The organism is Nonomuraea dietziae, assembly GCF_014195505.1.
Taxonomy (GTDB): domain Bacteria; phylum Actinomycetota; class Actinomycetes; order Streptosporangiales; family Streptosporangiaceae; genus Nonomuraea; species Nonomuraea roseola.
Genome location: NZ_JACIBV010000001.1, coordinates 2876586 through 2888374, shown reverse-complemented (window position 1 = coordinate 2888374; position 11789 = coordinate 2876586). Strand labels below are relative to the sequence as shown.

Annotated in this window: 10 protein-coding genes; 3 read left to right on the top strand and 7 right to left on the bottom strand. The window is 69.6% G+C overall.

Annotated elements, in window-relative coordinates; genetic code table 11:
* The first annotated feature begins 235 nt into the window (after positions 1-235).
* Positions 236-1666, top strand: coding sequence for an amino acid permease (locus tag FHR33_RS13885; RefSeq protein ID WP_183646938.1), 1431 nt, complete (start codon positions 236-238; stop codon positions 1664-1666).
* On the opposite strand, the gene FHR33_RS13880 is transcribed toward FHR33_RS13885, so the two are convergent.
* On the bottom strand, positions 1663-2160 hold the full coding sequence (locus FHR33_RS13880) for a beta-class carbonic anhydrase (protein ID WP_183646935.1): 498 nt from the start codon (positions 2158-2160) through the stop codon (positions 1663-1665). The genes FHR33_RS13885 and FHR33_RS13880 overlap by 4 nt on opposite strands.
* A gap of 138 nt (positions 2161-2298) precedes the next feature.
* On the opposite strand from FHR33_RS13880, the gene FHR33_RS13875 reads away from it, so the two are divergent.
* Positions 2299-2610: a hypothetical protein gene (locus FHR33_RS13875; RefSeq protein ID WP_183646932.1), complete on the top strand. Its 312-nt coding sequence runs from the start codon at positions 2299-2301 to the stop codon at positions 2608-2610.
* A gap of 234 nt (positions 2611-2844) precedes the next feature.
* Complete coding sequence (locus FHR33_RS13870; protein WP_183646929.1) at positions 2845-3225, top strand: VOC family protein; 381 nt, start codon at positions 2845-2847, stop codon at positions 3223-3225.
* Positions 3226-3380: 155 nt separating this feature from the next.
* Here the strand turns inward: FHR33_RS13870 and FHR33_RS13865 are convergent, their stop codons facing one another.
* The 6 genes from FHR33_RS13865 to FHR33_RS13840 form a co-directional block, all read right to left on the bottom strand.
* Entirely contained in the window at positions 3381-4028 is a 648-nt protein-coding gene (locus FHR33_RS13865) for a helix-turn-helix domain-containing protein (RefSeq protein ID WP_183646926.1), read from the bottom strand.
* A gap of 112 nt (positions 4029-4140) precedes the next feature.
* On the bottom strand, positions 4141-7143 hold the full coding sequence (locus FHR33_RS13860) for a glycoside hydrolase family 3 N-terminal domain-containing protein (RefSeq protein WP_312895524.1): 3003 nt from the start codon (positions 7141-7143) through the stop codon (positions 4141-4143).
* 193 nt (positions 7144-7336) lie between these two features.
* Complete coding sequence (locus FHR33_RS13855; RefSeq protein ID WP_183646921.1) at positions 7337-8197, bottom strand: carbohydrate ABC transporter permease; 861 nt, start codon at positions 8195-8197, stop codon at positions 7337-7339.
* Positions 8197-9096 carry a carbohydrate ABC transporter permease gene (locus FHR33_RS13850; RefSeq protein WP_312895523.1) on the bottom strand — a complete coding sequence of 300 codons (900 nt, stop codon included), beginning with the start codon at positions 9094-9096 and terminating at the stop codon, positions 8197-8199. Before FHR33_RS13850 ends, FHR33_RS13855 begins: the two co-directional genes overlap by 1 nt.
* Before the next feature lie 114 nt (positions 9097-9210).
* Entirely contained in the window at positions 9211-10482 is a 1272-nt protein-coding gene (locus FHR33_RS13845; RefSeq protein WP_183646915.1) for an ABC transporter substrate-binding protein, read from the bottom strand.
* A gap of 113 nt (positions 10483-10595) precedes the next feature.
* Positions 10596-11774, bottom strand: coding sequence for an ROK family protein (locus FHR33_RS13840; protein WP_246451820.1), 1179 nt, complete (start codon positions 11772-11774; stop codon positions 10596-10598).
* Between the last annotated feature and the right edge of the window lie 15 nt (positions 11775-11789).

The window sequence follows — 11789 nt, the reverse complement described above, 5'->3', positions numbered from 1 at the left end:
CGCGCGGGCGGGCGGGTAGGACGAGGGCCACCGGACGGCCAAGCCTTCGTAATGTCCCGGATCCCGCACCCGGGGCGGCGGACGGAGGCGCGAGCCCGGTGCCGCCGGTGTCGCCGGGACTTCGCGCGATCCTTGAGCTGCCATTCGAGCCGGCATCGCGCCGATCGCCCCGTTGACCTGCCCCTTCTCCTCGTGCCATGCCTGTGGCTACCGTGAAAGGGGGGAGGCGGTCGCCATGATGTCAACGCAGGACTCATTTGGCGGTGGATCGGGGATTCTTCGCCGCAAACCGGTCAGCCAGATCGCCACGGAACACGAGGGTGAGCTCTCTCGTACGCTGGGCCTCTGGCAGCTCACCGCCATCGGCATCGGCGGCATCATCGGAGCCGGGATCTTCGCGCTGGCCGGAGCGGTCGCCAACCAGACGGCCGGGCCCGCGGTCCTCATCTCCTTTCTGATCGCCGGCATCGCCAGCGCCGCGGCGGCCTTCTCGTACGCCGAGTTCGCGGGCATGATCCCGAAGGCGGGGTCGGCCTACACCTACAGCTACGCCGTACTCGGCGAGATCGTCGGCTGGTTCATCGGCTGGGACCTGCTGCTGGAGTACACCGCCATCGTCGCGGTCGTCGCGATCGGCATCTCCGGTTACTTCGGCTTCCTGGTCGGTCAGCTCGGGATCAATCTGCCCGCCTGGATGCTCGGCGCGCCGGGCACAGGTGAGGGGCGCGTCGTCGACCTGTTCGCGGTGGTGCTGTGCCTGCTGATCGCGTTCCTGCTCACGCTCGGCATCAAGACGGCGGCCAGGTTCGAGACGATCGTGGTCATCATCAAGGTGGCCGTGGTGCTGCTCGTGATCGTGGTCGGCTACTTCCACATCAGCACCGCCAACTACACGCCGTTCTTCCCCTTCGGGGTCGCGGGGGCGATCACTGGCGCGGCCACCGTGTTCTTCGCCGTCTTCGGCTACGACGCGATGAGCACGGCGGCGGAGGAGTCGAGGGACGCCCAGAAGCACATGCCAAGAGCGATCATCTACTCGCTGGTCATCTCCATGGTGCTGTACGTGCTGGCCTGCCTGGTGCTCACCGGCATGCAGAACTACACGGAGATCGACCCCGAGAGCGGCTTCTCCACGGCGTTCGCCTCGGTGGGCCTGTCAGGGCTGGCGGGCGTCATCGCGGTCGGCGCCATTATCGGCATTCTGACCGTCATGTTCACCTTCATGCTCGGCGTCACCCGGGTGTGGTTCTCCATGAGCAGGGACGGCCTGCTGCCGCAGTGGTTCGCCAAGCTGGATCCCGTACGCAGGGTGCCGACCAGGGTGACCTGGATCGTCGGCGTCGCCTCCGCGATCATCGCGGGCTTCCTCCCGATCAGGGAGGCCGCGGAGCTGACCAATATCGGGATCCTGCTGGCGTTCGTCGTGGTGTGTGTCGCGGTGATCGTCCTGCGCTACCGGCAGCCGGACCTGCCCCGCTCCTTCCGCGTGCCCGGCATGCCGGTCGTGCCGGCCATCGGGGTGATCTTCTCGATCTGGCTGATCACGTTCCTGGCGCCCTCGACGTGGCTGCGGTTCGCCGTCTGGTTCCTGATCGGCCTGATCATCTACTTCCTCTACAGTCGCCGTCACTCCGCGCTCAACACCGAGCGCGGCGAAAGGCGCTAGGGCATTTCGACCGGCATCAGCTTGCCCGTGTGGACGTCGTAGATCGCCCCCGCCAGTGGCAGTCCGGCGGGCAGGAAGGGGCTGGTCCTGATGCGGGTGAGGTCGTGGCGGAGGGCGGCGTCCTGGTCGGGCACGGTGTGGAACTCCAGGCTGCGGGTGTCCACGCCGTTCTCCTGGGTGAGGGCGTGCACGTCGGCGTCGGTGACCTTCGCCATCCCGCAGTCGGTGTGCGGCATCACCAGCACCCGCTGGACTCCGAGCAGATACACCGCCAGGACGAGGGTACGCAGGACGTCGTCGGTGACCCTGGCTCCCGCGTTGCGCAGGATCTTGGCGTCACCGGCCCGCAGGCCCAGCAGGCCGAGGGGGTCGATGCGGGAGTCCATGCAGGTCACGACGGCAAGGCCGCGCGCTGCCCTGCCCGTGAGGCCCGAGTTGGCGAACGCCCGTGCATACGTCTCGTTGGCGGCGAGGAGGTCGTCGAACGCAGTCATGCCTTTGATGATTGCGCATGCCCGTTTCGTGATGGTTTCCGGGGGCTGATTGGCGGCAAGTTGTGGAAGAACCCACGATCACCGCTCACTTTGCGTGATGATGACGTTGCCCACCGTGTGTGACCTCAGAGGATGAACGTGAGTAGGACCGAATCGCTCGCCGCGTACCTGCGCGCGCAGGGGCGTCGCCGCCTGGACCGGGTCGAGGCGGCCGACGACGGGCACAACGCCCGCTGCGCCCTGGCGCTGCTCGACGCGGCCGCCTACGCCGAGAGCCTCCCCGAGGACGACCCGCTCATCGAGATGCTGGAGAAGGCGGGGTGTTTCGGACCTCTCGGGTTCGACGAGTTCGCTCCTGGCGAGGAGGGGGCTCGCTTCATCCGCGACTGGTCGGGCAGTGAGCCGCACGAGCTCCTGCTCGCTCTTCCCGCCGTCACCGCGTCCGCCTGACACCGGAGCTGGGGGTTCTGGCCACCGCCGCGTGAGATGGCGCGGGAACCCCTCCTGTACGCCCACGCCGTCTCATCTCGTCGTGCCGTGCCCCCAGCTCCGGGCTTCACCATGGGCGTCCTCCGCGATCGCGATCATCGCAGGACGCCGCCACGTCCGGGGATAGGGCCGCCCTTCCTGGGAATGTCGGTAGGCCCGTGTATCAACAGCGGGCACGGAGGAGAGGAGAGCTCGATGTCGGGAATCGCGCGGATGCGCTCGACCGTCCTTGACTGCGCCGACCCACAGCGGTTGGGCCGCTTCTACGCCGAACTGGTCGGCTGGGAGGTCACAGGAGACGAGGACGACTGGGTGGTCGTCAGCGACGGTGGCCGTTTCCCCCGCCTGGCCTTCCAGAAGGTCGACGACTACCGCCCGCCGGCCTGGCCCGGCGCCGAGATGCCGCAGCAGTTCCACCTCGACGTCACCGTCGACGATCTCGAGAAGGCGGAGGCGCAGGTGCTGGCCATCGGCGCCACCAAGCACGAGTTCCAGCCGAGCGAGGAGGGCGACTTCCGTGTCTTCCTCGACCCTGAGGGGCACCCGTTCTGCCTGTGCATCGCCGAGGACGGCTGACCGCCCCCTGCCGCCCGCGCCCTCCGGCCGGGCCGCGAGACCGCGACCCGGTGAGGGTCGCGAGGTGGCGACGGTGGTGAGGGTCGCGAGGTGGCGACGGTGGTCAGGGTCGCGGGGTCGCGACGGTGGTCAGGTGTGTTCGATGGAGCTCCCCTTCACGTCGAGAAGGGAGCGCCGTCGAGGTGGGTGAGGCCGGGCGGTACGTCAGGAAGGGTCAGCCCTCGTAGCCGGATGGTCCCGCGCAGGTGGCCGATCTTGTCGGCGGCGTGGCCTGCCTGCTCGGCCTGGGTCCGTGCCGCCTCGGCCCACGCGGCCCTGTGCGGATCCTTCTCGTCCTCGGCACGGGCACGGGCCGCCCCGGCCGCGCGGGTGTGAGCCGACCACTCGTCCACGAGCCGCTGGTGGTCGCGCAGCGACTGGAGCTCGGCGCGAGCGTCGGCGCCCTCATCGTCGCCGTGGACGAGGGGCGCGGTGCCGTCCAGCCAGAAGACCGCCTCTTGCGGGGCGGCCTCGACCCCGGGCAGGATCTCCACGCTGTCGGCGCGGCCCAGTGGCGCGAGCAGCAGCAACGGCGGCGTGTTGAGCGCGTGGGCGAGCACGAGCAGCTCGGGGACGGTGATCGACGCTCGGTGGCCGCTCTCCAGCTTGGCCAGGTTCGAGCGCTCCATGGGCAGGCCCATGGCCGTGCAGCGGTCGGCGAGTTTCTGCACGCTGAGGCCCTGACGGGTGCGGTGATGCCGGACGTTGTCGGCCACCAGGCGGGTGTAGGCGGCCGTCCAGGGCGTGGTGCTCGAGCCTGGCACGGAGGTCCTCTCCGCTCGGGGGGTGCGGACGGAAGGATCCACGCTAGACGATCTTCGACGCCGTAGACAAACGGGGCGGGCGCGCAGCGCGCGGCCCGCCCCTTCGAACCGGTCAGCGGGCCGACTGGGTCAGGAGGTCCACGGCCTTCCTGAGGTTGCCCGCCGCCATCTCGTGATCGGCCGCCGCCTGCAGGTCGGGCCTGCGCCCTGCCGCCTGCGCGACGTCCCTCGCCACCGACACCACGGCGTCGTCCTGGGCGAAGGTGTCGCTACGCGAGCGCTCCAGCAGCGCCGCCGCCACGCCCAGCGAGGCCAGCACCACTCTGGTGTCCCGCACCGACCCGTCCGTCGTCCAGTTGCGCGAGGCCAGAGCGACGCTCAGCGCCGCCGCGGCCGCCCTGGACGTCCCGTCGCCCTTGGCCAGCTGGTCGCGCACCGCCTTGAGGCGTGGCCTCGCAGGGTCGGTGCGCAGGCCCCAACCGTAGGGGAAGAGCGGGTCGTAGGCGGCGTCGCCCACGTTGAGCGGCAGCTGCCCGGCCGTACGGAACCAGGAGAAGGGCAGCCTGCCGGTGTACGGCACGGCCCCGAACAGCGGGTCGCTCACGCCCGCGCCCTCGGTGCCCGGCAGCCATGACGCGACGACGGCCTCGACGCCCGAGAGGTCGCCCAGCGCGAGCGGCCGTCCCGACACGACGAGCACGACGCACCTGAGCGCGCCGCACACTTTGTCCACGGCCGCGCGGTCGGCGGCCGACAGGTCGAGCGTGCGACCCTGGCGGCCGATGTCTCCGAAGCCCTCAGCGTAGGGCGTCTCGCCCACGACCACCACGCCGACGTCATGACCGGCCAGCGGCGCCGACGCGTCGGCCGAGTGGGTGACGGAGGCGGCGCGTCCCCTGATGCCCTGCAGGATGGTGGTGCCCTCGGTGATCGGTCCCGAGGAGCCCTGCCAGCTGATCGTCCAGCCGCCGGCCTGGTTGCCGAGGTCGTCGGCGTTGGAGCCGGCGAGGTACACCTTCGCGGAGGAGGGCAGCGGCAGCAGCCCGCCGTCGTTCTTCAGCAGCACCTGCGACTTGGCGGCCGCCGCGCGGGCCACCTGCCGGTGCTCGGCCGAGCCGACGTCGGGCAGGCCCGACCTGTCGGCGTAAGGGCGTTCGAAGAGGCCGAGCTCGAACTTCTGGGTGAGGATGCGCGAGACCGCGTCGTCGATCCTGGACTGTGCGACCCGCCCGGCGGCGACCTCGGCGGTCAGGGTGTCGACGAAGCTCACATAGGCGTACGGGACCATGATCATGTCGAGTCCCGCGTTGATCGACGTGCGGACGTCGCTCGGGTAGTCGCCGGGGATCTGGTCGATGGCCTGCCAGTCGCTGATCACGAAGCCCTTGAAGCCGAGCCTGCCCTTGAGGACGTCGGTGATCAGCTCCCTGTGGGCGTGCATCTTGGTGTCGCCGACGCTGGAGAAGGACGGCATGACGGTGCCCACGCCGCGCCTGACCGCCTCGACGAACGGCGCGAGGTGGATGGCCTCCAGTTCGGCCCTGCTGCCGGTGAAGACGCCCTGGTCGATGGTGTAGTCACCGGTGGTCGAGGAGCCGAAGGCGGTGCCGCCGTCGGCCACGTAGTGCTTGGCCGTGGCCAGCACGCCGTTGTTCTGCAGCCCGTCCACGATCGAGACCATCCGCGAGACGAGCGCGGGGTCCTCGCTGAAGGACTCGTAGGCCCTGCCCCAGCGGTCGTCGCGCGACACGCACAGGCACGGCGCGAAGTTCCACGGGATGCCGGTGGCCTTGACCTCCCTGGCGGTGATCTTGCCGGTCCGCTCCACGAGCGAGGGGTCGCGGGTGGCGCCCAGGCCGACGTTGTGCGGGAAGATCGTCGCGCCGATCACGTTGTTGTGGCCGTGGACGGCGTCGACGCCGTAGATCAGCGGGATCTGCAGCCTGGTCTGCTGGGCGCGCAGCTGGTAGCCGTCGACCATGTCCGCCCAGCCCTTGGGCGTGTTGGCGGCCGGCGCCGAGCCCCCGCCCGACAGCAGCGAGCCGAGCAGGTAGGTCGCGATGTCGTCCTGCTTGGCCAGCGCGCCCCGCTCGGCCTGCGTCATCTGGCCGATCTTCTCCGCCGGGGTCATGCGCGCCATCAGGTCGGCCACCCGCTGCTTCACCGGTTTGCGGGCGTCGAGGTACGGCAGACCGTGCGCGTCGATCACCACGACGGCGTCGTCGGCGGGTGGCGCGACGCCCTCACCCGACAGCTCGATCGGGATGGTCTCGGCGACCTCGGCGTCGGAGTCGCCCTTGGTGGTGACCGTGAACGTCTTCACCGTTCCCGCCGGCGTGCCCGCGGGGAAGGTCAGCGTGCCCTCGGCGGGGGTGTAGTCCGAGCCGGCGGTCGCCGTACCGGAACCGGTCTTGTAGTGGACGGTCAGGTCGGCGGGCGGGACGGCCGAGACGGCCACGCCGACCTGCGCCGAGCCCTTCTCCTTGACCGGGTAGACGGGCGCGGTGGTGGTCAGGCGCACGGGGCGGGGCGGGGCGGTGCCGTACACCTGGACGTCGTCCCACAGCAGCGTGCCCGAGGAGGCGGACGGCAGGCGCATCGAGTAGCCCCACATCGTCTCCAGGTCGAGCTGCCCGTCGGTGGGCGCGCCACCTGGCTGGTAGTCGCCGCGCCTGACGAAGTCGGCGAACTTCACCTCGACGCGGCGCCACCCGGCCTCGGTGTCGGTGAACGACGACTCGAACAGCTCCGAGCTGCCCGGCCCCCCGCCGCCGTCCTTGATCTCGAAGAAGATCTTCTGGCCGGAGCCCGTGCCCTTCACGGAGAAGGCGAAGCCCTCGTACGGTGTCCAGTCCTGGCCGGCGGGCAGGTCGTGGGACCAGCCGCCCCACTGGCTGACGTTGTAGACGGTCTTGAGCACGCGGCTGGTGTCGGTCTCGATGCTGAGCGTGGGGGTGGAAGCGCCGTCGTTGCCCCAGGCCACGACGCCGGGCGGTAGCGTGTCGCTCTCGAAGTCGGTGACGGTCAGCGGGGCGGCCGCCTGCGCGGCGGTGGCCAGGCAGGCCGATAAGAGCAGGGTGATCGCGCTGAGGGCGCCGATGCGGCGGGGGGTCACTGCGCCTCCTGAGGGAAGAGAGCGCTCTCTTGAGCGCACCATCCCGAATTCAAGGCGTGCGGTCCATTCACGTCAAGGCGTTCCTTCTGATCACGTCGCGCAGCCGGAGCGCGCTCTCCTCGGGGTACGGCGCCGCGTCGCGTGGTCGACGTGCGCGATGCCGAACCTGGGCTCGTAGCCGTAGGCCCGGTGGTCATCCCTTGAGGGCTCCCTGCATGATTCCTTGGATGATCTGCTTGCCGAACAGCATCGCCACGACGAGCAGCGGGATCGTGGCGACGGTCGTGGCCGCCAGCGTGAAGGAGTAGTCGACGGAGTAGCCGCTGGAGATGGCTGACAGGCCCACCTGGACCGTGGGGTTCTCCGGGGTCAGGACGACCAGCGGCCAGAAGAAGTCGTTCCAGGCGTTCATGAAGGTCAGCATGCCGAGGACGGCGGCGGCCGGCCTGGCCAGCGGCAGCACGACCCGCCAGAACAGGCCGAACGTCGTGCACCCGTCCACCCTGCCGGCCTCGAGCAGCTCCGTCGGGAGGGCGGCCGACAGGTACTGGGTCATGAAGAACACGCCGAACGCGCTGACCAGGTTCGGCGCGATGACCGCGTACAGGGTGTCGATCCAGCCGATGTCGGCCATGAGCATGTACAGCGGGATGATACCGAGCTGCGTGGGCACCATCATGGTCGCCACGACCGCCAGGTAGAGGCCGTTCCTGCCGCGGAAGCGCAGCTTGGCGAAGGCGAACCCGGCCAGCGTCGACAGCAGCATGACGCTCACGGTGATCGAGGTGGCCACGATCGCCGAGTTGATCAGCGCGGTGGCGAACGGGACGGTGGTGAACACCCGCTCGATGTTGCCGATCAGGTTGCCGCCGGGCAGGAAGGGCGGCGGCACCTGGCCGAGCGCCGAGTTGTCCAGCGAGCCGACGACGGCGCTGTAGTAGAGGGGGAAGGCGGAGAAGAAGGCGATGGCGGTCAGGGTGAGGTAGGTCAGGCGGCCGGGCCTCGGCAGCCCCTTGCGTCTGACCTGAACGAGGGTCTGGGTGAGGGTGGCCATCAACTGCTCCGGATTCTGCGGACGAACAGGTAGTTGATCCCGGCCGCCATGACGATCACGACGAACATCAGCCACGCGGTCGCTGAGGCGTAACCGAAGTCGAACCTGCCGAACCCGGCCTCGAACAGGTAGAGGGTCAGCGTCTGGAACTGGTGGTCGTTGCCGCCCGTCGGCTGCCCGCCGCCGAACAGCAGCGGCTCGGCCAGCATCTGCATGCCGCCGATGGTCGAGACGATGACGGTGAAGATGATCGTCGGCCTGATCGCCGGGATGGTGATCTTCATGAGGCGCTGCAGCGAGGTGGCCCCGTCGATGATCGCCGCCTCGTGCAGCGACTGCGGCACGGCCTGCATCGCGGCCAGGTAGATCAGCGCGTTGTAGCCCGTCCACCTCCAGATGACCATGGTCGCGATCGCGATGTGCGAGGTCGCGGTGCCCGCCGCCCAGTCGATCTGGCCCACGCCGAACAGGCCGAGGAACCAGTTGACGACGCCGTAGTCACGGCCGAAGAGCTGGCCGAAGATGATCGCGACGGCCACGACGCTGGTGATGTTGGGCAGCAGCATGCTCACCCGCCAGAACGTCTGGCCGCGCAGCCTGCCGTTCAGCACGTGGGCGAGCAGGAGGGCCAGCAGCAGCTGGGGGACGGTGGACAGGATGAGGATGGAGACGGTGTTGAACAGGGCGTTCCAGAAGTAGGAGTCGCCTAGGAGCTCGGCGTAGTTGCCGAGGCCGAGGAAGGTGTGCTGGTCCTCCAGCAGGCTCCAGTCGTGCAGCGACACCCAGCCGGTGTAGAGGATGGGGAAGGCGCCGAGCGCGGCGAAGAGCAGGAAGAAGGGCAGGACGTAGGCGTAGGGCGACGCCTTGACGTCCGCGCGGTACAACCACGAACGGATCACGAGGTCTCCTCTCGGAACGCGACGTCCCTCCGAGGGGACGTGCTCCGGTCGAGCGGCCATGGACCCGTCGGCCGCGTGTCTCGACGGGTCCTGGCCCCGGCGGGGTCGGGCGCGCTAAAGGATCTTCTTGATCTCGACCAGCGCCTGGTTCCAGGCGTCGGTGGGCGACTGCTTGCCCTGCTCCACCCGCCCCAGCGCGTTGTTGATCGCAGTGTTGATGTCGCCTGCCTTGGGCCCCAGGTACTGCGCCTTCATCGTCGCCACCGACTCGGAGAAGATCTTGCCGACGGGGGCGTCGTTGAAGAACGGGTTCTTGAACTGCGTGATCACCGGGTCGGTGTAGAGCTTGGTCGTGGAGGGGAAGTTGCCCTTGGACCTGAAGACCTTGGCCTGCTGCTCGGGCGCGGTCAGCCAGCTCGCCAGCTCGAAGGCCTTCTGCTGGTTCCTGCCTTGCTTGGGCACGGTCAGGAATGAGCCGCCCCAGTTGCCGGTGCCGCCGGGGATCTTGGCGATGTCCCACTTACCCGCGGCGTTCTTGGCCTGCTCCTGGATGTAGGCCATCATCCACGACGGGCAGGCGATGGTGGCGAACGACCCGCGCTGGAAGCCGGCGTTCCAGTCGGCGGACCAGGCGGTGATCTTGGCGGACAGCCCGGCGTCGATGGCCTGGATGGTCTTGTCGAAGGCGGCGCGCACGGCCGGGTTGGTCTCCACGACCACGGTGTCGTCGGTGTTGTAGAGCCCGACGTCGGCCTGGCCGAGCACGGCGCGGTACATCACGACGGGGCCGTCGAAGAAGGCCGTCTTCGGGAGCTTGGCCGCGGCGAACTTCCTGCCGGTCTCGATGTAGCCGTCCCAGGTCGACCAGAGCGCCGAGACCTCCTCGCGGTCGGTGGGCAGCCCGGCCTTCTCGAACAGGTCGGTGCGGTAGCACATGGCCAGGCCGCCGACGTCGGTGCCGAGCCCGAGCTGCTTGCCGTCCTTGGAGATCGAGGTCTGCCACTTCCAGGCGGGCCACCGGTCCTTGATCTGGCCAGCGCCGAGGTCGAGCAGGTTGGCGAACTTGTCGGGCTGGGCCTTGAACTGGCCGATCCAGCCCTCCTCGATCGCCTCGATGTCGGCGGCGCCCTTGCCGGTGGCCAGGCTGGTGGCGATCCTGCGGTGGTGCTCCTCGGCCGCGGCCACGCGTTCCACCACGTCGATGTCGGGGTGGAGTCGTTCGTACTCCTGGTAGAGGCTCTGGTAGCCGAAGTCGTTGAACGTCGCGATCACGATCTTGGTCTTCTCGGCGGGGCCCTTGCTCGCCGTCGGTCCGCTCTGCCCGCCACAGGCGGCCAGGCTGGTGAGAAGTAAGGCGGTGACGGCTGGAGCGATCAGTCCGCGCATCGCGAAGCACCTCCGAAGTCGGGGCGAAAGTTGCCCAGACCATACGGCGGCTTAGATTTCACATCAATATAAGGCGTAAAAAAAGTGGTAACGCTGCTGTAACAGCGGTCTGATCACTGCAGGAAGCTCTCGATCACCAGTGTGGCCGCGCCGAGCGCCACCGCGTCGGGTCCCAGCTCGCCGAGCTCGATCGTCGTCTGCCGGTACGGCTGGGCCAGCGCGTGCCGTCCGGCGGCCTCGCGCAGCGCCGGCAGATGCCTGCGCCCCAGCAGCAGCCCCGCCCAGCCGCCGACCACGATGCGCTCGGGGTTGAACAGGTTGACCAGGTTGCCCAGCCCCGCCCCGAGGTAGGAGACGGTCTCCTCGACCACCTGGCGGGCCGCGGCCGAGCCGTCCTCGAGCAGCGCGGCCAGCGCCACCTGCTCGTCGTCGGTGGTGATCACCCCGCCCGCCTCCGCGTAGCGGCCGAGGACGCCCTCGGCCCCGACGTAGGCCTCCAGGCAGCCGAGCGCCCCGCACCTGCACCTGCGCCCGTTCACCACGACGGTGGTGTGGCCCCATTCGCCGGCGCTTCCCGTGACGCCCCTGTAGGTGACGCCGTCGGTGACGATGTTGGCGCCGACGCCCGAGCCGACCAGGGCCACGATCGCGTGCCTGGCCCCCCTGCCCGCGCCGAACCACAGCTCGGCCTGGCCCATGGTCTTCGCCCCGTTGTCGACGAACAGCGGCAGCGAGGTGCCGGCGCGCAGCAGCGTTCCCAGCGGGACCGACTCCCAGCCGAAGGTCTGGGCGTGGATGACGGCGGCGGGGCCGTGCTCGACGATGCCGGGCACGCCGATGCCGACGCCGAGCATCCGCTCGCGGCCGACCCCCGCCTCCGCCAGCACGACGTCGATGCCGGCGAGGATGTGCCTGGCCACGAGCTGGGCCTCGTGCCTGGCGGGTCGCAGCGCGTAGTCGGCCTTGGCCCGCTCGGTCATCGCCAGGTCGAACAGCTCCACGCGCACGTGGGTCTCGCCGACGTCCACGCCGATCGCGTAGCCGTGCTCGGGGTCGACGCGCAGCAGCACCCTGGGCCTGCCGCCGTCGGACTCGACCAGGCCGGCCTCGACGATCGCGCCCTCGGCCAGCAGGCCGGCCGTGACGTTGCTGACGGTGGCCGCGCTCAGGCCGGTCGCGCCCGTGAGCTCCTGCCGGGAGGCGGGCCCGCCGAAGTAGAGCGCGCGCAGCACGATCGCCCGGTTGCCGCGCCTCAGGTCTCTGACGGTCCTGCGCTCTGGTCCCGACATCATGGCCGTCATCCTCCC

What these genes read in the sequence shown, in the direction of transcription:
- FHR33_RS13885 (WP_183646938.1), top strand. Translation starts at nt 236, where the DNA reads ATGATGTCAACGCAGGACTCATTTGGCGGTGGATCGGGGATTCTTCGC.
- FHR33_RS13880 (WP_183646935.1), bottom strand. Translation starts at nt 2,160, where the DNA reads ATGACTGCGTTCGACGACCTCCTCGCCGCCAACGAGACGTATGCACGG.
- FHR33_RS13870 (WP_183646929.1), top strand. Translation starts at nt 2,845, where the DNA reads ATGTCGGGAATCGCGCGGATGCGCTCGACCGTCCTTGACTGCGCCGAC.
- FHR33_RS13855 (WP_183646921.1), bottom strand. Translation starts at nt 8,197, where the DNA reads ATGGCCACCCTCACCCAGACCCTCGTTCAGGTCAGACGCAAGGGGCTG.
- FHR33_RS13845 (WP_183646915.1), bottom strand. Translation starts at nt 10,482, where the DNA reads ATGCGCGGACTGATCGCTCCAGCCGTCACCGCCTTACTTCTCACCAGC.
- FHR33_RS13840 (WP_246451820.1), bottom strand. Translation starts at nt 11,774, where the DNA reads ATGATGTCGGGACCAGAGCGCAGGACCGTCAGAGACCTGAGGCGCGGC.